The following is a 22,089-nucleotide window of genomic DNA, read 5'->3' as shown; positions in this document are numbered from 1 at the left end:
CTCTTAGCGCGACTGGCGCTGCAAGATGTTGGAGAATTCCTCGACGAAGCTCTCGAAGCGGATCGCCAGGCGGTCGATGTCGTGCGAAAAACGGTTGTAGGCGACGACGGCGGGAATCGCCGCGAACAGGCCGATGGCGGTGGCGATCAGCGCTTCGGCAATGCCGGGCGCGACGGCGGCCAGGGTGGCTTGCTGCACGTTGGCCAGGCCGCGGAAGGCGTTCATGATGCCCCACACGGTACCGAGCAGGCCGATGTACGGCGAGACGGAGCCGACGGACGCGAGGAAGGCCAGGTGCGATTCGAGCACGTCCATTTCACGCTGGAAGGCGGCGCGCATGGCGCGGCGTGCGCCGTCGAGCACGGCGCCGACATCCAGCGCGTCGCGCGAACCGTAGGAAGCCTTGCCCTTGATGAATTCACCCATGCCGGCGTCGAAGATGCGGGCCAGCGCGCCGCTCTGGTCGCGGTTGCCGCTGGCGTTCTGGTGCAGCGCATGCAGGTTGCCGCCGGCCCAGAAGCTGCGTTCGAATTCGATGGTTTGCTTGCGCGCCTGGCGCACGGCAAACATCTTGCGGAAAATATAGGTCCAGCTGGTCAGGGAAATCAGCAGCAGCAGGGCCATGATCAGTTGCACGATCAAATGGGCATTGGTGATGAGCGCGAGGAAAGAAAGATCTTGTGTAACGTTCATTGGCTGACAGTCTGTTGGGTGAATTATCCGGGAGTGGCGGTAGGGCTCAGGCGGCGCGCATGCGGGCCGCGACGGCATCGGGCACGGCGCGCGGGCGCAGTGCCGAGTCGACGCAGCCGATCTTGACGCGGGCAGTGTTGAGCAGGCGGTCGCCGCACCAGGCTTGTTGCAGGAAAACGATGGAGGCGCGCCCCATTTTTTCTATGCTTAGGGTCAATCTTACCGTGTCATCGAGCCTGGCTGGCGCATGATAGTCGGCGTTGACGCTTTTGACAACGAACATCGCGTCGTGCTGTTCCAGCAATTGCTGCTGGCCCACGTCGATGGCGCGCAGCCATTCGGTGCGCGCGCGTTCGAAGAATTTCAGGTAATTTGCGTAATAGACGATGCCGCCGGCGTCGGTGTCTTCATAGTAGACACGTACGTTCCAGGTAAAGACTGAAGGCATGTTTATTGCGCCAGTAGTGAGATTGAGCAACATTTTACGCGATTTTTCTTCTTGTGACTGTGGGCGCTTGCTGGAAAGCCATGCAAAAGCTGCATATAAGTTGCACCGCAGCATTGTAAATCCGGCGTGTGCAATGGCAAGCCTCGTAACATACGCTTACAAGCCGCAGCCAGGTTTAAGCCCAGCTTAAGCACCGCGCGCGCGCCGGGGCGGCCTGCGGCCGTGCTCTGGCTGCGGTGGCGCGCGGCGATTATAGCTGCACGGTTGCATTCCTTGCTCAATTTGGGCACTTAACTTACAATTTGACTTCCATTACGTCTCACGTGACTGGCGAAAAGTCGGGCGATCTCCATGAGTGGCGATCGGCAAACCGGCGAAAGGTGGGCACCCACCGGGAAACGTGAGATTTTTCATCAGCCGTTCGCCTGGGTAGCCACTATGGAAAAGCACGAAGAGGCTGCCCGTCCAATGTTGTTATTCACTTAACGCCGGCTCCCCTCATTCGATCCAACCTGCCAGTACAAGCACCCTCATACTTGGAGTTTTTACATGTTTGCAAAAGATCATACCCTCGCCAACGTCGATCCTGAATTGTTCGCCGTCATTCAAAAAGAAAACACGCGCCAGCACGACCACATCGAACTGATCGCGTCGGAGAACTACACGTCACCAGCCGTAATGGAAGCGCAAGGCTCGCAGCTGACGAACAAGTACGCCGAAGGCTATCCAGGCAAGCGCTACTACGGCGGCTGCGAATACGTCGACGTGGCCGAGCAACTGGCCATCGACCGCGTGAAGCAGCTGTTCGGCGCCGAATGCGCGAACGTGCAGCCGAATTCCGGCTCGCAGGCGAACCAGGGCGTGTTCTTCGCCATGCTGAAACCGGGCGACCTGATCATGGGCATGTCGCTGGCCGAAGGCGGCCACCTGACCCACGGCATGCCGCTGAACATGTCCGGCAAATGGTTTGACGTCGTGTCGTATGGCTTGACGGCGGAAGAAGACATCGACTACGAGGCGATGGAACGCCTGGCCCGCGAGCGCAAGCCGAAGCTGATCATTGCCGGCGCATCCGCGTTCTCGAAAAAGATCGACTTCGAACGCTTCGGCAAGATCGCCAAGGAAGTGGGTGCCTACTTCATGGTCGACATGGCCCACTACGCGGGCCTGATCGCCGCCGGCCTGTACCCGAACCCGGTGCCGTTCGCCGACTTCGTCACCTCGACCACACACAAATCCTTGCGCGGCCCGCGCGGCGGCATCATCCTGATGAAGGCCGAACACGAAAAAGCCATCAACTCGGCCATTTTCCCCGGCATCCAGGGCGGCCCGCTGATGCACGTGATTGCCGGCAAGGCCGTCGCCTTCAAGGAAGCGCTGAGCCCTGAATTCGTCGAATACCAGAAGCAAGTGATCAAGAACGCCGACGTGCTGGCGAAAACCCTGATCAAGCGCGGCCTGCGCATCGTGTCCGGCGGCACCGAGTCGCACGTCATGCTGGTCGACCTGCGCGCCAAGAACCTGACGGGCAAGGAAGCCGAAGCCATCCTCGGTTCCGCGCACATCACCTGCAACAAGAACGGCATCCCGAACGACCCGCAAAAACCTTTCGTCACCTCGGGCATCCGCCTGGGCAGCCCGGCGATGACGACGCGCGGTTTCAAGGAAGCGCAAGCGGAAGAAGTGGGCAACCTGATCGCCGACGTGCTGGACAATCCGCATGACGCCGCCACCATCGAGCGCGTGAAAGCGGCCGTGAAGGTGCTGGCCGACGCGCACCCTGTGTACGCAGCATAATTATTTGTCCAGAATGTGTCATACGGAGTAAGATTCTGTATGACACATTCCTTCGTGCCCCAGGGCGCCCGGAGTGATTCGGGCGCCCTTTGTACAAGGGCGGCGATTTCCCGCAATTATTACTATAAAGTTGTAGCCAGCCCATGAAATGTCCATTTTGCCAGCACGGCGACACCCAGGTTCTCGATACGCGCGTATCGGAGGAAGGGGATGCCATTCGGCGCCGCCGCCGCTGCGGCAAATGCGACAAGCGTTTCACGACCTACGAACGCATTGAACTTATCATGCCGGCCGTCGTCAAAAAGAATGGCAGCCGGACGGAGTTCGCTGCGGATAAGTTGCGCGGCAGTTTGATGCTGGCCTTGCGCAAGCGTCCCGTCGCGGCCGCCTCGGTGGATACGGCCATCGCCTCCATCCAGGAAAAACTGCTGACCAGCGGCTTGCGTGAAGTCGATTCCGGCTATATCGGCGAACTCGTCATGCAGGAACTCAAGCGCCTCGACAAGATCGCCTACATCCGCTTTGCCTCAGTGTATAAAAATTTCGAAGACCTGGCCGAGTTCCAGGATGCGATTGCCGAAGTGGGGCAGGCGCGCAAGCCCTGACGCTCACTTTATCGGCGACGGGGCCGCTCATGCGCCCCGTTTTGCGCCCCGTTTTCAACACGCCAGCGTTCGCCTGGCAAGCGGCCTGATCAATCCCTACGCTGTTCTTCCCACCTTATCGCCGTGGTGTTTGCGCCAGCGCAGATCCGGATTTTTGCGCGCGCCTATCTTGTAGCTGGGCCGCCTGTTCTTGCGACTCTTTCTGCGGAAGGGAGCAAGGCATGCGCAATGGCGGTCGCGACAAGTTTCTGGCCGGTGGCAGCAGCCTCGTCGAGGTGCTGGTGTCGCTGCTGCTGTTGGCGCTGGGCCTGCTGGGAGCCAGCATTTTGCAACTGCATTCCCTGCGCGCGCGCCACGAGTCCGCGCTATTGTCGGCGGGCGCGCAGCTGGCCGCCGGCATGGCCGAACGCATGCGCGCGAACGGCGTGCTCATGAATGGCCCCGATGCCAGCAATCCCTATTTGAACGTAGCCTACGCGGCGGCGGCGGACGGCGCCGACGCTGGCGGTGGTGCACCCGACTGCTTCGGCGCTGCTGCCTGCGGCGCGGCGGAACTGGCGCAATTCGACATCGCCGAGTGGAAACAGCAACTGCATGCGGCCTTGCCCGGCGCGCGCCTGCATATCTGCCGCGATGCCTCTGTCTGGGATGCCGCCGCGCAGGGCTTGCACTGGGCGTGCAGCGGCGGCAAGGGCGCGCCCATCGTCATCAAGCTGGGCTGGCGCGGCCGCTTGCCCGATGGCTCGCCCGCCGTGAATGGGGCAGGCGAGTCGCTGCCCAGGCTGGCATTCCAGCTGGGCGGAGGCGGCGCATGAACGGCGTGCATGCCGCGTGGCACCGGCAGCGCGGCCTGAGCCTGGTCGAGCTGCTGGTGACCCTGTCGCTGGGCGCGCTGCTGATGCTGGCCGCCAGTAGCGTGCTGCTGGCGGCCAGCGGCAGCTATGGCGACCAGTCCGCCAGCGCGCGCCTGGACGACAATGGCCGCTATGCGCTCGACACCATCGCCCGAGCCGTGCGCCAGACGGCATATGTGAACTGGGACAGCAGCGCCGCGCCCGTCGCCCACGCCGATGACGACAGCGCGAATGTCGCCGGGCTCGACGCGCGCAGCCTGGGCAAGAACAGCGACGGCATCAGCGGCGCCTTGCCCGGCGCCCTGCATGGCAGCGACGTGCTGGCCCTGCGCTATTACGGCGCCGGCAAGGAGGAGGGCGGCGACGGTTCCGTGCTCAATTGCGCCGGTTTCGGCGTGGGCGCCGCGCAAACGGAGGCGCAGCGGGGCTGGAGCATCTTCTATGTGGCCCAGGGCGCCGATGGCGATGGCGAACTGCGCTGCAAATACCGTGGCGCGAACGGCTGGGGCGCGGACGCCGTCATCCGCGGCGTCGACGGTTTCCAGGTGCTGTATGGCCTCGACACGGATACGCCGCTCGACGGCGTGGCGAACCGCTATGTCAATGCCGGCGCGCTCGACGCCTACGACGCGGCGCTGGTGCTGGCGGGTGCCGATGCGGCCGCGCGCCAGCGCGATTTGCGGCGACGCACGCACTGGAAGCGCGTGGCCAGCGTGCGCGTGGCGCTGTTGCTGCATGGTGAGGCGGGCCAGGCGGACAAGATGGCGGAACTGGGGCCGGCGCAGTTCGACCTGTTCGGCAAGGCGTATGCCGAGGCGCACGGCGCCGGCGACACGGGCGTGCGCATCGCGCGCGCGTCCTTGCCCGCCGCGACGCGCTCCCGGCTGCGGCAACTGGTGCAGACGAGCATCATGCTGCGCAACGGGCCGGCCTAGGCGGTGCCGCGATGGCTGGCGCGGGCGTCCGCTGTTGCGTACCTCGTCGTGTGCCTCGTTGTGTGCCTTGTTGTTCACCTCGTGCGCGCCACGGTGGCGCCACCCTCGTGTATGTGCTGGGCCTGCTGGTGATTATCTTGCTGCTGGGCATATCGGCAGCGCAGATGGCCTTGCAGGGCGAAAAGGCGGCACGCGGCGAGCGCGACCGGCAGATCGCGTTTCAGGCGGCGGAGGAAGCATTGGTGGATGCGCAGAACGATATCGAAGGCTTGCCCGGCGCGCCGGGACGCAGCAGCCTCTTCGCGCCTGGCAGCGCGGCCGGGTTCGCGGACGGCTGCGGCGAGGCAGGCACACTGGGCCTGTGCCTGCCCGCAGCCCCGGATGCGCCGGCCCTTTGGCTGAGCATGGACCTCGATGGCGCCGAGGGAGGAAGTGGCAGCCACGCGGTGCCGTATGGCCAGTTTACGGGCGCCGTCATGCAGACGGGGCAGGGTTTTCTGCCGTCGCGCCGGCCCCGCTATCTGATCGAATTGCTGCCGTTTCACCCGCCCGGCGCGCAGGCGGCGGCCGTGGCCGGTGGCCTGGCCACGGAAAGCTATGTGTATCGCATCACGGCCATCGGTTTTGGCGCGCAGGACAGCACGCAAGTCGTGCTGCAAAGTTATTATCGCAAGCAGGCGGCTGGAGCGGGACCATGAGGGCTTTGTCGTTTGCTTTGCTATCCGCCTGGTGGTCCGTCCGGCTGCTGCTGATCGGCCTGGTTTGCCTGGTTTGCGGCGCCGTCCTTGCGGCCGCACCTCCCGTGGCGCTGGCGCGGGCCGACGCGGGATTGCACGGCGCCAGGGTGCCGCCGAACCTGTTGCTTAACCTGTCCTTCACGCATGCGGCGGCCGCTGCCGCGCACGGCGGCGAGTATGCGCCGCAGCGCGAGTACCTCGGTTACTTTCATGCGCGCATGTGCTACAGCTATCCCTACCGCAGCAAGGATGGCGTCATGCTGCCGGACTTGCGCGTAGCGACCGCTTACTTCTCCGTGCTGAAACCGGCCGATGCGCTGCACGGTTGCGGCGGCGATAGTTTTAGCGGCAACTTTCTGAACTGGGCCAGCGCCAGCATGCTCGACATCGTCCGCTATGCCCTCACGGGCGGCGACCGCGTCATCGACGAGGTGCGCAAGACGGTGCTGCAGCGCGCCTACCTGCCCGATGCCGGCAACCCCATCGACTTCTATGCCCACCCCGTCTTTTTCCCGCGCAAGGTCTTGCACACCGGCGTGGCGGCGGCGACACCGTTTGCACTGGCGCAACTGGCCATCGTTTCCTGCCGTAATCGCCTGCTGTTCGGCGATGCCAGCCAGCCTCCTGGCGGCAGTTGCGACGCGCCCGGCGCTGCCGCTACACACGGCGTGTTCCTCGCGCGCGTGCGCGTTTGCGACACGGAGGAAGGGCCGCTGCGCGACGACCTGTGCCTCGCGTACGGCAAGAACTACAAACCGGTGGGTGCCGTGCAGCGCCATGGCGGCCGGGTGCGCGTGGGCGTGTTTGGTCTGTTGAATGGCATGTCCTCCAGCGGTCCCGCGTATGGCGGCGTGCTGCGCGCGCCGCTGGCCCACGTGGGCAGGCAACGCTGGACGGCGCCCGACTTTTTGCCGCAAGACAATACCGGCGCCGAGTGGAATCCCGTCAATGGCGTGTTTGCCGTCCAAGACGCTGACCAGGGCGCAGGTCCTGGCGGCGGGGTGACCGCTTACATCAACGGCCTGGGCCGCAGCAATGCCGGGCATCCGGGCGCGTACGCCAGCGTCGCGCCGCTGGCCGAATTGCTGTACGAATCGCTGCGCTACCTGCAGGGGCGGCAAGCGAGCACCGCAGTGCCTCCTGCCACGGCCCCGCCTGCCATCGACGACGGCTTGCCGGTCGTGATCCCATGGAGCGACCCGCAAACGGCCAGTTGCCAGCGCCACGTCGTCGTCAGCCTCGGTGACGCGGGCATGGCGGGCGACCGTTACGTGCCCGGCAATGTCCCTGTTGTGCCCGCCTCGCCCGGCGACCGCGCACGCGCCGCCGATGGTTTTGCGCAGCCGCCGTTCGATGCGATGGCCTGGACGCACGCAGTGGGCAGCCTGGAAAGCGGCGGTGCGCTGGGCAATCCTGCGCCACGGCCCGAACTGGCGGCGCTGGAATTGCTGGCCGACGGGGCGGGCGGCGCCAGCTATCATGCGGCGGGCCTGGCCTACTGGTCGCATGTGCAGGCGCTGCGTCCCGGCGGCAAGAATGACGGCCTTGCCAAGGTCGAACACTACGCGGGCGACTTGCGCCAGGGCGACCCGGCCGGCGAATCTGCAGCCACTCCCGCCGCGACGCCCTTGCTGCTTACGGCCAAATATGGCGGTTTTCTCGATGGGAACGGCGACGCCAATCCGTTCAAAAGCGCGGTGGGCGGCGCACTGGAGGAATGGAGCCTGGACGGGCGCTGGCCTACCCATTACTTGCCTGGCAGCGACCCGGACGCGCTGGTCGCGGGACTGCGCGCGGCCTTTGCCGCCGTCGACAAGGGCAGCTTGCCGGCGACGCTGGCGGGGCCGGCCTTGATGGCGCTGGCCAGCGGCACGGAAGAGGCATACTGGTTCCAGACGCAGCTGCGCCTGGCCGACGGCAGCATGACCTTGTCGCGCAGCGCGTTTGCCGTGGGCGCCGATGGCGCACTGCTTCCCGGCGAGCCATGGTGGCGCGTGGGCGGACAGGCGCAGCCCGCGCAGGATGGAACGCCGGCGGCCTTGCGTCCCGTCTACACGCTCGACGCCAAGGGCGCCCTGATGCCGCTGGCCTGGGCGCGGCTGGACGCGGAGCGGCGCGGCGCATTCGACGGCGGCGATGGAAAAGGCGAGGCGCGCCTGGCATATCTGCTGGGCCAGCGCACGCACGAGGTGGGCCAGCCGGGCGGCTTCCTGCGGCGCAGGTCCGGCAGCCTGAGTGCGGCGCCATACGGCAACCTGCTGTACGTGGGCGCGCCGGGTCTGGGCATGCCGGGGGCGGGATATGGCTTGCACCGCCAGGCGCTGCTGCAGCGACGAAAAATGCTGTACCTGGGCGCCAACGATGGCTTGCTGCATGCCTTCGATGCCCGCACGGGCAGCGAAATGTTTGCCTATCTGCCGCAGGCGCTGCTGCGCTCCACGGTAGCCGCTGCGAGCACTCACTACAGCCCCGGCCCGCTGCTCGACGGCGCGGCGGCCACGGCGGAAGTGCTGGCGCTGGGGCACTGGAAGACGGTGCTGGTGTCGGGCATGGGCGGCGGGGCGCAAGGCGTGTTTGCGCTGAACGTCACCGACCCGGCGCGCTTCGCGCAGGATGGGGCGCTGTGGGAATTCACGGACCGCGACGACAAGCTGATGGGCAACGTGCGCGCGCCGCCCGCCTTTGCCCGCATCAACATGGGTGGCAAGGAGGGGGCAGTGGCCTACCGCGATTTCGTCATCGTCGCCAGCGGCTACAACAATTATGTAAATGATGGCAAGGACACGACGGCGCCCGCAGCGGCCGCCGCCATCTTCCTGCTGGCGCTGGACAAGGCGCCCGGCACGCCGTGGCTGTTGGGAAGTAATTACTTCCGGCTCAAGGTACCCGTGGCCAGCGGCAGCAGTGGTGGCGATGGAGGCCATGACACTGATGCGGGCGCGGGCACCATGCCCCAGGCGCTGGGTCCGCCCGCCGTGGTGCCGGGCGGTGACGGCGCGCTGGCGTATATCTATGCGGGCGATTTGCAGGGCAATATCTGGCGCCTCGACATGGTTGGCGGCCCGCCGTGGCAGGAGGGGCAGGGGCGCAAGCTCGTCTTTGTCGCGCGCGACGCGCAGGGCAGGCGCCAGCCCGTGGCGCAGCAACTGAACGTGGCATACGCGCCCGGTGGCGGTTATCTGTTGCTGTTCGGCACGGGCAAGCTGGCCGAGGCGGGCGATACCTGGCCTTCCGCCTTCCTGTCCCAGTCGTTTTATGCCGTGCACGACGATGTGCGTGCAACATCTCCCACGCGCAGCCGGGCCGACCTGGAACAGCGCAGCCTGGGCGAGGCGGCGGACGGCGTGCGCGTCGACGGCACCGAGCTGCGCTACACGGGCAGCGACGCCAGGCGCGGCTGGTACCTCGACTTTCTCGATACCGCGCAGACGGGCGAACGCAGCATCCATAGTCCCGTACTGGCCGCCGGCAAGGTACTGTTCAATACCGTCCTGCCCGGACGCGATGCTTGCGCCAAGCCGGCCACGCGCCTGTACGTGCTCGATGTGCTCAGTGGCTTTGCCGCCGATGGCGCCGGTGTCGTGCAGGCGGGTGAGCAGACGGGGCGCTTGTTCGATGGCCTGGCGCGCGCGCCGCCGCTGGCGCTGGAACTGAACAGCACGGTGGGCGCCGTGACGGCGGCAGGGCGGGCCGAGGGGCGCAAGGAACTGGCGGTGCTGCAACCGGGCTTGCCCGGCGCGGCCAGCGGGGCGGGGCTCAAGGTCGTCAGCGCGCCGCTGCCCGCGCGGCGCCTGAGCTGGCGCGAAGTGGCGAACTGGCGCGAATTGCACGAGGCGGCCAAGAAGAAATAGGCGCGGGCATGGCTGGCGTGTCGCAAGTGGCAGGCGTGCAGGCTGGCCACTTGCGGCGGCTGGCGGTTTTTGCGAAGAGGGGAGGTCAGATGGAAACGCTGGCAAGGCAAAACTGGCACGCTGCAAACGGTGGCGTCCATGCCGCCACCCAGGGTTTCAGCCTGGTCGAACTGCTGGCCACCTTGGCGATCATGAGCCTGCTGCTGGCGCTGGCCGTGCCCGCTTATCACGGCCATGTCGTGCGGGCCAAGCGGGTGCAGGGGCAGGCGGCCCTGCTGCGGCTGATGCAGCAGCAGGAGCGCTATTATTCGCAGAACAACCGCTATCTGGCCTTTTCCTCGGCCTCGCCGGCGCCGCAGGCGCAAGCGTTTCCATGGTGGTCGGGCGAAGGGGGCGCGGCCGGCAGTGCGTATGAAATCGAGGCGCTGGCCTGTCCCGGCCTGGCAATCGGGCAATGCGTGCTGTTGCGCGCCACGCCGGGCACATCCAAGGTCGATGCGCAGTTCCAGGATGCCGATTGCGGCGTGCTGTCCTTGCGCAGCACGGGCCAGCGCGGCAGCAGCGGCCCCGCCAGCCATTGCTGGTTCTAGACCATGGCCATGCGCAAGCGGCCAATGTGGAGCAGGCGCACCTGGGGGCATACCTTGCTCGAATTGCTGGCCGTGCTGGCGATTACCGCCCTGTTGGCGGCCGCTGTCATGCCAAATTTGCAGCAACTGCTGGCGCGCCAGCAAGTGCGCGCGGCGGCCACGGACTTGTTCTCTGCCATCGAATTGACGCGGGCGCAGGCGATGGCGCGCGGCCGGCGCGTGCTGCTGATGCCGGCCGGGCCCGGCGGCACGGACTGGCGCACGGGCTGGCTGGTGTTTATTGACAGCAATACCAACCTGGCGTTCGATGACGGCGACGAATTGCTGTTCCGCCAGGGGCCGCTGCCGGCGGGCATCACGGCCCAGTTCGTGTTTTCGTCGGCCACGGCGCCGTTTTATATCGCCTACAATGGCGCAGGTCGCAGTTGCAGCGCGACCAATAGTCTGGCGGCGCGCTGGGGGACCTTGTCCCTGGCTTTGGGAAAGCAGGTACGGCATATTAAAATCAATATGCTGGGCAGGGTGCGCGTGTGCGACCCGCAGCAGCAAGCGGCCAATTGCAGCGGCGTGGCCGACAGTTCCTGACACGATTTACCAATTATTTACCTCAAGCAAAGAAGCCCGTGGAAATACTCAACGATATCGATGGCATGCGCCTGGCGCTGGAATGGGCGGCGCGCGGTTTATACACGACCTCGCCCAATCCCCGCATCGGCTGCGTGATCGTCCGGGATGGCCAGGTGATCGGTGCCGGCGTGACGCAGGCGGCGGGGCAGGATCATGCCGAAGTGCAAGCGCTGGCCAATGCGGCGGCGCGCGGCAACGACGTGCGCGGCGCCACGGCCTATGTCACGCTGGAACCGTGCAACCACCATGGCCGCACGCCGCCATGCTCCGATGCGCTCGTGCGCGCGGGGCTGGGGCGCGTCGTGGCCGCCATGACGGACCCGAATCCGCTGGTGGCGGGGCAGGGACTGGCCAAGCTGGAAGCGGCCGGCATCGCCGTCACCACGGGCGTGCTGGCCGACGAGGCATATGAAATGAATATCGGCTTCTTTTCGCGCATGCAGCGCGGCAAGCCGTGGGTACGCATGAAAACGGCGGCCAGCCTGGACGGCATGACGGCCTTGCATAATGGCCAGAGCCAGTGGATCACGGGGCCGCAGGCGCGCGCCGATGGTCACGCGTGGCGCGCGCGCGCCTGCGCCATCCTGACGGGCATCGGCACGGTCAAGGCGGACGACCCGCAATTGAACGTGCGCGCCGTCGAGACGCCGCGCCAGCCGCGCCGCATCGTCGTCGACAGCCGGCTCGACATCAGCCTCGATGCGCGCATCCTGCAAGGGGGCGGCACGTGGATCGTGGCGGCCGTGGCCAATCCGGAAAAGGAAGCGCAGTTGCAGGCGCTCGGCGCGGAAGTCATCATGTTGCCGAACGCGGCCGGCAAGGTCGACCTGGCCGCGCTGATGCTGGAACTGGGACGCCGCCAAATCAATGAAGTCCACGTCGAGGCCGGCTCCAGGCTGAACGGCTCGCTGATCCGCGAAGGCTGCGTCGACGAGCTGCTGGTCTACCTGGCGCCCACCTTGCTGGGCGATGCGCAAGGCATGTTTGCCTTGCCGGCATTGACGGATATCAAGCAGCAGCGGACCTTGCAATTTCACCAGGTCCAGCAAGTGGGCGAAGATTTGCGTATCCTTGCAAGATTCGCCCAGCGCAATTAACAAATTTACTCATTTTTATAGGGTTAGCTCCATGTTTACAGGAATTGTTGCCGCCATTGGCAAGATTGAAACCGTGCAAGCACTCGAAGGCGGCCTCGACGCAGGCGTGCGTCTGACCATCCATGCGGGCGGCTTGCCGCTGGCCGACGTGGCCCTGGGCGATTCGATCGCCATCAATGGCGCCTGCATGACGGTGGTGGAAAAGTCGGACACGGGCTTTGCCGTCGATGTTTCGCGCGAAAGCCTCAATTGCACCGTGGGCCTCGATACCACCACGGAAGTGAATCTGGAAAAAGCCCTGACCCTGGCCGAGCGCCTGGGCGGCCACCTGGTGTCCGGCCACGTCGACGGCCTGGGCATCGTGCGCAAGTTCGAAGCCGTGGGCGAATCGTGGGAACTGGTCATCGAAGCGCCGCACGAACTGGCGAAATACCTGGCCTTCAAAGGTTCCGTCGTCGTCAATGGCGTGTCGCTGACCGTCAACCGCGTGGAAGACCTGGGCGCGGGCGCCGTCAACGGCTGCCGCTTCTCGATCAATTTGATTCCCCACACCATCGCCATGACGACCCTGAAACACTTGACGGTCGATGGCAAGGTCAACCTGGAAATCGACCTGATCGCCCGCTATGTCGAGCGCATGTTGTCGCTGGACAAGGCTGCCGCCTGATATAAGAACACCGCAACACATTCTCGCCTTGCCAAGCGTGTGTTGCTTTTCTTTCAGACGCGCATACTATGAAGCTTTCCGCAGTGGAGGCTAGCCATGGACCCGATTTCGCGCGCAACCGTGCCCAACACCATCCCGGCCACGTCCCGCGTGGGTGAGACGGCGCCGCTGGCGCCCGCGCTGCCCGTGCCGCCTTCGAGTGCGGCGGCGGCCCTTGCCGTTTTGTCCTCGACCCAGGTCGACATCTCCCCGCTGGGCCAGTTCCTGTCCGGCGTGGCCTTGTCGCGCCGGCAACTGCTGGCCTTGCAGGGCGCCACGGACGAGGCCAGGACGGCTAATACCCCCATGAATGTCAATGACGACTTGCTGGCGCTGGCGCGGCAGCTGACGGAATCCTTTGCCCAGCTGCAAACGAGCGGCATCGATGCCAGCCAGCTGGCGACGCCCGGCGACACGCCGGGCAGCCTGGCGCAGCGCTACGATTTGCTGTCGGGCGATGGCACGACCGATGCCGCGGCCGCGCTGGCGCAGGACGGCACCCTGCTCACGCAAGCGCAACTGGCCCGCATCGGCATCGACTTGCGCAATGAAGATGTCGATCCAATCACGTTGCAGGCCGCGTATGCGGCCGACAGCAATGCCACCCTGGATGCCTTGCAACAGGGAACGGACGTGCTGGCGCAGGTGGGCGCCGTGCTTGCCCAGCGGCAGGGCGCGCCGCTGGCCGCCGTGGTCGAAGCGGATTTGACGGGCGAAGCACTGCCGGCCAGCGCCGCGCAGGCGCCGCAAGCCCCGCAGCCGCAGCCCATCGACGAGGCGCCGCCGCAAACGGCGGCGATTGCACAGCGACAACTGGAATTGCAGCAGCAGCTGGAAGCGGAAGAGCTGAACCTGGATTTGCAGGCGCAGCGGGCAGACAGCCAGCGCGTGGATGCCCTGCGCATCGACAGCGAGCGCATGAATACCGAGCAGCTGGCGCGGCAGGAGGACGCCGCGCGGACGGCCCAGGCGCAAGTGCGCGCGGGGCAGGGAACAGCCGATGCGGGCCTGGCGACGGCGCAAGCCACGCAGGCGCAGGAAAATGCGCAGGCGCAGCAGCTGGCTGCGCAAGCCGCGGGCATGGCCGTGCCGCCACCCTCGTCGCAAGACCCGTCCGTGGCGGCCGCCATCGCCGCGTATAACCTGAACAATGCAGCCCTGAACCCCGGCTTGATGAACCGGCCATTGCCGGCCAGCGACTCGCGCCTGCCGCTGGTGGCGCCCGTGGCCCCCGTGGAGCCCGTCAAGCCCGTGACGAAAATCTAGGGCAGCAGGGTGGCATCCAGGGTGATGTTGGCTTTAAGCAGCTTCGACACGGGGCAGCCGGCCTTGGCCTTGCCCGTCAATTCTGCGAATTTCGCCTGGTCGGCGCCCGGTATCTGCGCTTTCAGGATCAAATGGACGGCCGTGATGGCAAAGCCGTCGTCGACCTTGTCGAGGGTGACTTCGGCCGTCGTTTCCATCTTTTCCGCCGTCAGGCCCGCTTCGCCGAGGATCAGCGACAGGGCCATGGTGAAGCAGCCCGCGTGCGCTGCGCCGATCAATTCTTCGGGATTGGTGCCGGGCTTGCCTTCGAAGCGGCTGGCAAAGCCGTAGGGATATTCCTGCAAGGCGCCGCTGCGCGTGCTGATGGCGCCCTTGCCGTCCTTGATGCCGCCTGACCAGATGGCCGATCCATGGGTTTTCATGTTGCCGCTCCTGTGTGGGGTGTCGCTGCGAGTGGATGTCAGCGCCGTGGCGGTGACTGGCAGATCTTATGCTCTTCGCAAGGCCGGCGGCGCGCGTCTTGCCGCCGCCGTGTGCGCCGGATCGGGGAATCGGCGCTTTGCGGGGCAGGTTGCGGCGCCCATGCCGCAAAGCTGTCTTATTTCAGGCCTGCAAGCGCCAAATCCTTTAAAATAGCAGGTTATAAGAAAATTCCCGGAAATTCGCGGAATATTCGCACGTGATGTTTCAGTTTTTAGTCTCACTAAGAGGATCAATGATGTCTATTTCCAGCACCGAAGAGATCGTCGCTGAATTACGCGCCGGCCGCATGGTGATACTGGTCGATGAAGAAGACCGGGAAAATGAAGGTGATCTGGTGCTTGCCGCCGATTTCGTGACGCCTGAAGCCATCAATTTCATGATCACGCATGCGCGTGGTCTGGTCTGCCTGACCCTGACGGAAGAGCGTTGCGACGAGCTGAACCTGTCGATGATGACGTCGCGCAACGGCACGGCCTACGGCACCAACTTTACCGTGTCGATCGAAGCGGCCGAAGGCGTGACGACGGGCATTTCCGCCGCCGACCGCGCCAAGACCATCCAGGTCGCGGTTGCCAAGGGCACGCAGCCCAGCGATATCGTTCAGCCTGGCCATATCTTCCCGCTGAAAGCGCAAAAAGGCGGCGTGCTGATGCGCGCAGGCCATACGGAAGCCGGCTGCGATCTGACGGCCATGGCCGGCTTGACGCCCGCGTCCGTGATTTGCGAAATCATGAAGGACGACGGCACCATGGCGCGCCTGCCGGACTTGCTGGTGTTTGCCGAGCAGCATGGCCTGAAGATCGGCACGATTGCCGACCTGATCCATTACCGCAGCCAGACGGAGTCCCTGGTCGAGCGCGTTGCCGAGCGTACCCTGCACACTGCGCACGGCGAATTCCGCCTGATCGCGTTCCGCGACAAGCCCAGCGCCTCGGCCCATTTAGCCCTCGTGCATGGCGACCTGGCGCCCGGCCTGGAAGCCCTGGTGCGCGTGCACCAGCCCGTTTCCCTGCTGGACGTGCTGGAAAGCGAAGCGACTACCCACTCATGGACGGTGGCTGCCTCGATGGCCGCCATCAAGCGGTCCGAGCGGGGCGTGATGGTCTTGCTGAACTGCGGCGAGACCTCGAGCGAGCTGTTTGCCCAGTTCGCCGCGCTCGATACGCCGCAAGCCAAGCCGAAAGGCCGCGCCGCCAGCATGGACTTGCGCAGCTACGGCATCGGCGCGCAAATCCTGCGCGACCTGGGCGTGAGCAAGATGCAATTGCTGGCCAGCCCCCGCAAGATGCCGTCGATGGTCGGTTTCGACCTGGAAGTCACAGGTTTTCAGTGCCATCCAGGCCAGGACGTCTGACCAAATCTACTGCGCGTCGCGATTTGCGGCCTGCGATGCTCACTGTACTATTCGTACAGTTGCGCTTCTTGAGCACAACTCGCTGCCGCTCGCTACGATTTTGTCAGGCGTCGATGTAAGAGTAAACGATGGCGGCATGTGCATGTCGCCCTGAACCACCAGATTAAAGAGGCATATGATGACCGTAGGAGCATACGAAACCAATTTTGCCGGCGAAGGTTTGCGCGTCGGTATCGTCCAGGCACGATTCAATGAAATCGTCGGCGGTGGCTTGCTGTCGGCATGCCTGGAAGAGTTGAGCAAGCTGGGCGTGGCCGATGAAGATATCCTGCACGTGACCGTGCCGGGCGCCCTGGAAATCCCACTGATTCTGCAAAAAATGGCGGAAACCGAGCAATTCGACGCCCTGATCGCACTGGGCGCCGTGATTCGCGGTGAAACCTACCACTTCGAGCTGGTATCGAACGAATCGGGCGCGGGCATCACGCGCGTCGGTCTCGATTACGGCATCCCCATCGCCAACGCAGTGTTGACGACGGAAAACGACGAGCAGGCGGAAGTGCGCATGCTGGTCAAGGGGGCGGAAGCGGCACGCGTGGCAGTGGAAATGGCTAATTTAGCGCAAGCGCTAGAAGAGTTGCAAGAATCCGAGGAGGACTAGCCGTGTAGTGAACGTCCGATAAAACGCCCATAGCTGCGTTGCAAGCCCTCGCCGTACATTCGTACTGTCTTCGGGCTCGCGCCTTGCTCTGAGCATTTTCTCGAACGTTCTGACACGCGCTTGGCTGCGGCGCGTTGAAAAGCGCGCCGTGCTGTCTCGCCGGAATTTGTAGTGAACACGTACTTAAGAACAGGTAACAATCATGACTGAGAAAAATTTGCTCGCCAATCCCAGCAAAAACCGCACGCCGCGTCACCGCGCGCGCGAGTTCGCGCTGCAGGGCTTGTACCAGTGGCTGCTGAACAATGAAGACGCGACCACCGTCGTGAACAATATTCGCGCGGCCCACGGCTTCGACAAGGCCGATGGCGATCATTTCACGGTGCTGCTGTACGGCACCATCAAGGATTCGCTGGCGCTGCGCGACAGCATGGCCCCCTTGATCGACCGCAATATCGCGGAACTGTCGCCCATCGAACACGGCATCCTGCTGATCGGCGCGTTCGAGCTGAAGAACAACATGGAAATCCCGTACCGCGTCGTCATCAACGAAGCGGTCGAGCTGGCCAAGTCGTTTGGCGGCATCGACGGCCACAAGTATGTGAACGGCGTGCTGGATAAATTGGCAGTGAAGTTCCGCGAGGAAGAAGTGGGCGCCAACAAGCGCAAGTAATAGAGTAGGAGTTCCTGCGGCTGCTGCCGCAGGGCAATAAAAAAGCCACCGGCACTTGCGTGCGGTGGCTTTTTCTTTTTGGGCTGCTTTTTGGATGCCCCTGTGAGGGCTTTTAAAGGGTCACAGGCCGGCGATCTCGTTATGCGGCAGCACTTTGATGGTGATGCCGCTTTCCGGCGCAGGCGCCTTGGCTGGCGCTGGCGTGTTCGATGCCATCACCGGCGTGCTGGTCGGCACGCGCTGGCCGGCCGACACTTGCTTCAGGCGGCGGTATTCGGCCAGCACGCGCGAGCCGTAGCCCGAGTCGGTGGCGAAGTTGGCGGCGCCCACGTAGGTTTTCAAGCCCGCTTCGACGGAACCGCCACGCGTGACGTAGTCTTTCAGGATCAGGGAGCCGACGCGGATGTTGGCGACGGGATTCAAGGCAGCTTGCACGCCGCCCATTTCCTGGAAGCGCTCATGGTGCACTTTCGACATGACCTGCATCAAGCCTTGTGCGCCGACGGGGCTTTCCGCGAACGGGTTCAAGCCCGATTCGATGGCCATCACGGCCAGGATCAGCAGCGGGTCCAGCTTGATTTCGCGCGCCGTCAGGTAGGCCGTCGAAACGAGCATATTGGTCGCATCGTTGGCCACGCGGTAGCGTTTGGAGAGCCAGTTGGTAACCCATTGCTGCTGCTTTTGCGTGCCCAGCAAGGCTTTTTCTTCCTTGGTCAAAGGTGCTTCGCTGGCGGCGGCCGTTTGCACGGATGCCGGCGCTTCCATCAGGGCCGACAGGGCCGGCGCTTCGACGGCTTGCGCCTCTGCCATCGGCAGCGGGAACAGGCTGTGCGTCAGTTGCTTGCCCAGGTCGGGGCGGAACATCAGCAGGGCGATCAGTGCCAGGGCGGAAATGCCGAAGACTGTCAGAGTGTGTTGTGCGGTGGTCAAAACGCCACGTGCCGAAATGGCTTGTGCGCGGGCGCGCAAACGCGCCAACGCTGGCTGGCCAGCCACGGTTGAAGCAGGCAATGCTGCTTCAGTGCTACGATGAGTCATAGAGTTCCCCGAAATGTCGCGTCAACAGGCAGCCCCTCCGCGGTGTCGCGGTGTTGTGGGTACTGCCAATGCCGTGCATCAGAAATATCATCGTTTCCGCCGCGTATGGATGCGTGCGAGAAACGCCGTCATTGCTTGCTTGAGCTGATCGGTCCCATGCTGGTATTGGATCAGTCGCAATACAACTTTTACCGGGGGTAAGGCAGACGCCTTTTGAAAACACTCCTTAAAATGTCATGTGGAGCCCCGACTCCGTGAATGAAAGAGAAACGCTAAAATCAAGCTCTGGGCCGGCGTGCTCTTTCAAGTTGGGCGAATTGTAGAAGCCGTTTTATATCAAGTCAATACTAACGAATCGATCCTTTATTACTTTTATGTCTTACTTTTTGACTTGCATTGTGCCAAAAGCCAATAAAATCAATTACTTGGCATAGATCCTTCAGCAACGGCGTCCGACGTCAAAAAAAATTAAAAACACATGAAATATTCAGATTTGCGAGATTTTATTTCTCAACTGCAACAAATGGGTGAACTTAAGCCCATTTCGCCCCCCATTTCACCGATTTTGGAGATGACGGAAGTGTGCGACCGCACCTTGCGCGCGGGCGGACCGGCCTTGCTGTTCAACAATCCGACGGGATACGACATGCCGGTGCTGGGCAATCTGTTCGGCACGACGCGCCGCGTGGCGCTGGGCATGGGCGCGGAAGACGTCAGCGAGTTGCGCAAGATCGGCCATGTGCTGGCGCGCCTGAAGGAACCGGAGCCGCCGAAGGATTTCAAGGATCTGCTGGGCCTGGGTTCCTTGGTGAAATCCGTGTGGGACATGTCGCCGAAGGAATTGCGCGGCGCCAAGTGCCAGGAAATCGTCTGGGAGGGTAATGACGTCGACCTGGCGCGCCTGCCCATCCAGCATTGCTGGCCCGGCGACGTCGCTCCCCTGATCACCTGGGGCCTGGTGATCACCAAGGGCCCGAACAAGAAGCGGCAAAACCTCGGCATTTACCGTCAGCAAGTGCTGGGACGCAACAAGGTCATCATGCGCTGGCTGGCGCACCGGGGCGGGGCGCTGGACTTCCGCGAGCATGCGATCCAGAGCAAGGGCAAGCCGTATCCGATCGCCGTCGCACTGGGCGCCGATCCCGCTACTATATTAGGCGCCGTCACGCCGGTGCCGGACAGCCTGTCTGAATACCAGTTCGCCGGCTTGCTGCGCGGCAGCCGCACGGAGCTGGTGAAAGCCATCGGCAGCGAGCTGCGCGTGCCCGCATCGGCCGAAATCGTGCTCGAAGGCCATATCTACCCCGATGAAAACCATCCGAGCGGCTACGAGCACGCGCTGGAAGGGCCGTATGGCGACCACACGGGCTACTATAATGAGCAGGACAGTTTCCCCGTGTTTACCATCGACCGCATCACCATGCGCCGCGATCCGATCTACCATTCCACGTATACAGGCAAACCGCCGGACGAGCCGGCCGTGCTGGGCCTGGCCCTGAACGAAGTCTTCGTGCCCCTGCTGCAAAAGCAGTTCAGCGAAATCACGGATTTCTACCTGCCGCCCGAAGGCTGCAGCTACCGCATGGCCGTGGTGCAGATCAAGAAGCAGTACGCGGGCCACGCCAAGCGCGTGATGTTCGGCGTGTGGAGCTTCCTGCGCCAGTTCATGTATACCAAGTTCATCGTGGTGGTCGACGAAGACGTGAACATCCGCGACTGGAAAGAGGTCATCTGGGCCATCACGACGCGGGTCGACCCTATCCGCGACACCACGCTGGTCGACAACACGCCCATCGATTACCTGGACTTCGCCTCGCCGGTCAGCGGCCTGGGCAGCAAGATGGGGATCGACGCGACGAATAAATGGCCGGGCGAAACGACGCGCGAGTGGGGTACGACGATCGCCATGACGCCGGAAGTAAAGGCCAAGGTGGATGGGATCTGGCAAGAGCTGGGTTTGTAGTTGCTGCGTAGGTCGGGGTAGGTCGGGTTAGCGCTTGCGCGTAACCCGACGTTGCGGCTGCGCCGACCTACGCCGACGCACACAGCATTGACACGGCAATTTCCCAATCTTGCGCAGGTCGGTTATAATTGTCCCCGGCGGGCCCCTGCGCATCGTGGCATGGCTAACCTGGTCAGGTCGGGAACGAAGCAGCCACGGCTATTAACCATGAGTGCCGCAGATCAGGCTCGCCTCCTTCGGGAATGTTTTAATCAGGTTCAACAATCAAGCTGCCATGGGCAGCTTTTTTGCTTTTGCGGCACCATTTTTTTGTGATGCCGCAGCATTGCCGGGCTTGCCGTGTTTTCCATATTTCCAGCTGGCCATGTTATACAATTGCTGCTTTGCCGCGTTTGCCAGGTTTGCCTGGCCCGGCCATGAGGCTTGCGCCCGCCGCGCAGGATCACCCGCAAAATCGCATGGTAAAATCTCAGCATGTCCTATCAAGTCCTCGCCCGTAAATACCGCCCCAAGAATTTCGAGACGCTCGTCGGCCAGGAGCACGTCGTGCGCGCGCTCACGCATGCCTTGCACAGCGGTCGCTTGCATCACGCCTACCTGTTCACGGGCACGCGCGGCGTCGGCAAGACGACCCTGTCGCGCATCCTGGCCAAGTCGCTCAATTGCATCGGTCCCGATGGCACGGGCGGCATCACGGCCCAGCCTTGCGGCGTCTGCGAAGCGTGCACGGCGATCGATGCGGGACGCTTTGTCGACTATATCGAGATGGATGCGGCATCGAACCGCGGCGTCGATGAAATGGCGCAGCTGCTGGAGCAGGCGGTCTACGCGCCAAGCAATGCGCGCTTCAAGGTCTATATGATCGATGAGGTGCACATGCTGACCAATCACGCCTTCAATTCCATGCTGAAGACGCTGGAAGAGCCGCCCGAGCACGTCAAGTTCATCCTGGCCACGACGGACCCGCAAAAGATTCCCGTGACCGTGCTGTCGCGCTGCCTGCAGTTCAACCTCAAGCAGATGCCGCCCGGCCACATCATCAGCCACCTGGACAATATCCTGGGGCAGGAGGGCATCGCCTTCGAACAGCCGGCCTTGCGCCTGCTGGCCCAGGGCGCCCACGGTTCCATGCGCGACGCGCTGTCCTTGACGGACCAGGCCATCGCCTACGCGGCCGGCGAAGTCACGCTCGATGCCGTGCAAGGCATGCTGGGCGCGCTCGACCAGTCGTATCTGGTGCGCCTGCTCGACGCGCTGGCGCAGCAGGATGGCGCGGATCTCTTGGCCGTGGCCGACGAGATGGCCTCGCGCAGCCTGTCCTACAACGGCGCCCTGCAAGACCTGGGCACCTTGCTGCACCGCATTGCGCTGGCGCAAACCGTGCCCGCCGCCTTGCCGCAGGATTTGCCCGAATACGCGGACATCGTGCGTTTGGCCGCCGCGTTTGACGCGGAAGAAGTGCAGCTGTTTTACCAGATCGCCGTGCATGGCCGCAATGAACTGGGCCTGGCGCCCGACGAATACGCGGGCTTTACCATGACCTTGCTGCGCATGCTGGCCTTTCGGCCCGGCATAGGCGGTGCCGATGGCGTGCCGGCTGCCGCACCAGCGTCTGCTCCGGGCAACCGTCCCGCCGCCGTGGCCGCCGCGCGCGCCGCCGCTGGCGCTTCCGCACCGGCCGCCCGCGCCGCCACGAACAGCGTGGCCAGCC

At 64.0% G+C, this 22,089-nt stretch carries 20 protein-coding genes, 1 other RNA gene and 1 riboswitch; of the genes, 17 read left to right on the top strand and 4 right to left on the bottom strand.

Annotated elements, in window-relative coordinates; translation table 11 throughout:
- Positions 1-3: 3 nt before the first annotated feature.
- The gene (gene tolQ / locus AC0V2Y_RS10200) at positions 4-693 is read right to left on the bottom strand and encodes a protein TolQ (protein ID WP_475417583.1); all 690 of its coding nucleotides are present in this window, start codon (positions 691-693) and stop codon (positions 4-6) included.
- Between the two features lie 46 nt (positions 694-739).
- Positions 740-1,141, bottom strand: coding sequence for a tol-pal system-associated acyl-CoA thioesterase (gene ybgC / locus AC0V2Y_RS10195; protein ID WP_326457785.1), 402 nt, complete (start codon positions 1,139-1,141; stop codon positions 740-742).
- A gap of 313 nt (positions 1,142-1,454) precedes the next feature.
- Positions 1,455-1,579, top strand: a riboswitch (ZMP/ZTP riboswitch).
- Between the two features lie 111 nt (positions 1,580-1,690).
- On the opposite strand from ybgC, the gene glyA reads away from it, so the two are divergent.
- From glyA to AC0V2Y_RS10140, 11 genes are all read left to right on the top strand, one after another.
- Positions 1,691-2,938, top strand: coding sequence for a serine hydroxymethyltransferase (gene glyA, locus AC0V2Y_RS10190; protein ID WP_058050318.1), 1,248 nt, complete (start codon positions 1,691-1,693; stop codon positions 2,936-2,938).
- Positions 2,939-3,081: 143 nt separating this feature from the next.
- A complete protein-coding gene (gene nrdR / locus AC0V2Y_RS10185; RefSeq protein ID WP_034759169.1) occupies positions 3,082-3,543 on the top strand; it encodes a transcriptional regulator NrdR in 462 nt (153 codons plus the stop codon).
- A gap of 221 nt (positions 3,544-3,764) precedes the next feature.
- Positions 3,765-4,358, top strand: coding sequence for a type IV pilus modification protein PilV (gene pilV / locus AC0V2Y_RS10180; protein ID WP_475417582.1), 594 nt, complete (start codon positions 3,765-3,767; stop codon positions 4,356-4,358).
- Entirely contained in the window at positions 4,355-5,332 is a 978-nt protein-coding gene (locus AC0V2Y_RS10175; RefSeq protein ID WP_475417581.1) for a PilW family protein, read from the top strand. Before pilV ends, AC0V2Y_RS10175 begins: the two co-directional genes overlap by 4 nt.
- Before the next feature lie 107 nt (positions 5,333-5,439).
- A complete protein-coding gene (locus tag AC0V2Y_RS10170; RefSeq protein WP_475417580.1) occupies positions 5,440-6,030 on the top strand; it encodes a pilus assembly PilX family protein in 591 nt (196 codons plus the stop codon).
- On the top strand, positions 6,027-9,920 hold the full coding sequence (locus AC0V2Y_RS10165) for a pilus assembly protein (RefSeq protein WP_475417579.1): 3,894 nt from the start codon (positions 6,027-6,029) through the stop codon (positions 9,918-9,920). Before AC0V2Y_RS10170 ends, AC0V2Y_RS10165 begins: the two co-directional genes overlap by 4 nt.
- Before the next feature lie 89 nt (positions 9,921-10,009).
- Complete coding sequence (locus tag AC0V2Y_RS10160) at positions 10,010-10,510, top strand: type IV pilin protein (protein ID WP_475417578.1); 501 nt, start codon at positions 10,010-10,012, stop codon at positions 10,508-10,510.
- Positions 10,511-10,519: 9 nt separating this feature from the next.
- On the top strand, positions 10,520-11,095 hold the full coding sequence (locus AC0V2Y_RS10155) for a GspH/FimT family pseudopilin (RefSeq protein ID WP_475417577.1): 576 nt from the start codon (positions 10,520-10,522) through the stop codon (positions 11,093-11,095).
- Positions 11,096-11,133: 38 nt separating this feature from the next.
- Entirely contained in the window at positions 11,134-12,234 is a 1,101-nt protein-coding gene (ribD, locus tag AC0V2Y_RS10150; protein ID WP_475417576.1) for a bifunctional diaminohydroxyphosphoribosylaminopyrimidine deaminase/5-amino-6-(5-phosphoribosylamino)uracil reductase RibD, read from the top strand.
- A 31-nt stretch (positions 12,235-12,265) separates the two neighbouring features.
- Positions 12,266-12,901: a riboflavin synthase gene (locus AC0V2Y_RS10145; protein WP_070219574.1), complete on the top strand. Its 636-nt coding sequence runs from the start codon at positions 12,266-12,268 to the stop codon at positions 12,899-12,901.
- A gap of 96 nt (positions 12,902-12,997) precedes the next feature.
- Complete coding sequence (locus tag AC0V2Y_RS10140) at positions 12,998-14,206, top strand: hypothetical protein (protein ID WP_475417575.1); 1,209 nt, start codon at positions 12,998-13,000, stop codon at positions 14,204-14,206.
- Here the strand turns inward: AC0V2Y_RS10140 and AC0V2Y_RS10135 are convergent.
- Entirely contained in the window at positions 14,203-14,628 is a 426-nt protein-coding gene (locus tag AC0V2Y_RS10135) for an OsmC family protein (protein ID WP_475417574.1), read from the bottom strand. The two genes, AC0V2Y_RS10140 and AC0V2Y_RS10135, sit on opposite strands and share 4 nt — an antisense overlap.
- A gap of 296 nt (positions 14,629-14,924) precedes the next feature.
- Here AC0V2Y_RS10135 and ribBA point away from each other — a divergent pair, with 296 nt between their 5' ends.
- The 3 genes from ribBA to nusB all read left to right on the top strand — a co-directional run bounded on the left by ribBA (position 14,925) and on the right by nusB (position 17,377).
- Complete coding sequence (gene ribBA / locus AC0V2Y_RS10130) at positions 14,925-16,043, top strand: bifunctional 3,4-dihydroxy-2-butanone-4-phosphate synthase/GTP cyclohydrolase II (protein WP_475417592.1); 1,119 nt, start codon at positions 14,925-14,927, stop codon at positions 16,041-16,043.
- Positions 16,044-16,221: 178 nt separating this feature from the next.
- Complete coding sequence (gene ribH / locus AC0V2Y_RS10125) at positions 16,222-16,704, top strand: 6,7-dimethyl-8-ribityllumazine synthase (protein ID WP_099664961.1); 483 nt, start codon at positions 16,222-16,224, stop codon at positions 16,702-16,704.
- Positions 16,705-16,906: 202 nt separating this feature from the next.
- A complete protein-coding gene (gene nusB / locus AC0V2Y_RS10120; protein WP_152254358.1) occupies positions 16,907-17,377 on the top strand; it encodes a transcription antitermination factor NusB in 471 nt (156 codons plus the stop codon).
- A 120-nt stretch (positions 17,378-17,497) separates the two neighbouring features.
- Here the strand turns inward: nusB and AC0V2Y_RS10115 are convergent, their stop codons facing one another.
- Positions 17,498-18,415: a transglycosylase SLT domain-containing protein gene (locus AC0V2Y_RS10115; protein WP_475417573.1), complete on the bottom strand. Its 918-nt coding sequence runs from the start codon at positions 18,413-18,415 to the stop codon at positions 17,498-17,500.
- A 478-nt stretch (positions 18,416-18,893) separates the two neighbouring features.
- Here AC0V2Y_RS10115 and ubiD point away from each other — a divergent pair, with 478 nt between their 5' ends.
- The 3 genes from ubiD to dnaX all read left to right on the top strand — a co-directional run.
- Complete coding sequence (ubiD, locus tag AC0V2Y_RS10110) at positions 18,894-20,378, top strand: 4-hydroxy-3-polyprenylbenzoate decarboxylase (protein WP_475417572.1); 1,485 nt, start codon at positions 18,894-18,896, stop codon at positions 20,376-20,378.
- A 136-nt stretch (positions 20,379-20,514) separates the two neighbouring features.
- Positions 20,515-20,613, top strand: an RNA gene (gene ffs, locus AC0V2Y_RS10105) — signal recognition particle sRNA small type.
- Positions 20,614-20,852: 239 nt separating this feature from the next.
- The coding region (gene dnaX / locus AC0V2Y_RS10100; protein WP_475418337.1) for a DNA polymerase III subunit gamma/tau at positions 20,853-22,089 on the top strand (1,237 nt) is incomplete at its 3' end.

The organism is Janthinobacterium sp. BHSEK, assembly GCF_056174685.1.
Note: the sequence above shows the minus strand (reverse complement) of the source record. Positions and strands in the feature narration are given on the sequence as shown.